This is a genomic window from Psychrobacter sp. 1Y4 (assembly GCF_051847555.1).
In genome coordinates this window covers 1-602 of record NZ_JBPYDE010000825.1, presented here as the reverse complement: position 1 = coordinate 602, position 602 = coordinate 1, and the positions used below count along the sequence as shown (strand labels likewise).

Genomic DNA, 602 nt, shown 5'->3' with positions numbered 1-602 from the left:
CGCTGGTATCGAAACCGTCGCGACAGGTAAGATTGCTCGCACGGATGATATACAGGAAGCGGATCACGACATGCAGTTTGCGGCAGGCGAAGAGCTTGGTCGTTTTTATTTAGGCTCAACGGCTATCGTAGTGTTGCCAAAAGCAGCTAAAGCTGACTGGCTAGATAGTATGAATGCCAATAGCGTGGTACAAATGGGTCAACTATTGGGAATGGCAAACGCTCAGTAGCATGACTGTGTAAAAGTGCTCAAGAACATCAGCCCAGTGAAGCATAGATCACAATGCTCAACTGGGCTTTTTTATGCCTAGCGTTTTTATAGATTTACGCGTCGATCAACCATCCTTGCTCGGTCGCATAGTCAATATTGTGTGAGAGCCAATCATGAATAGGAGGAAAGCTGTCTTTGATAAAAGCAAGCGCCGCCGCCACTTGCAAGCGCGTCACCTGAGATTCAATCCACGTTTTTCCTTCAGTATTGAGATTAAGCAAAAATGGCAATAAGCGATCAACCACTCTGAGCAGCTGAGTCTCTTTGCTACTACCCGTTTCTTGCTCCTCCCAAACCTCACTCAAAGCCGCGATGCCGTTACCACGCTCTGC

At 47.5% G+C, this 602-nt stretch carries 2 protein-coding genes; one reads left to right on the top strand and one right to left on the bottom strand.

What is annotated here, in order from left to right; all coding sequences use genetic code 11:
• Window positions 1-229: phosphatidylserine decarboxylase (locus tag ACS8FC_RS19095; protein ID WP_439297946.1), on the top strand; the 229-nt coding region annotated here is incomplete at its 5' end.
• Between the two features lie 94 nt (window positions 230-323).
• Here ACS8FC_RS19095 and ACS8FC_RS19090 read toward each other — a convergent pair.
• On the bottom strand, window positions 324-602 hold a 279-nt coding region (locus tag ACS8FC_RS19090; RefSeq protein WP_439297945.1), incomplete at its 5' end, for an HD domain-containing protein.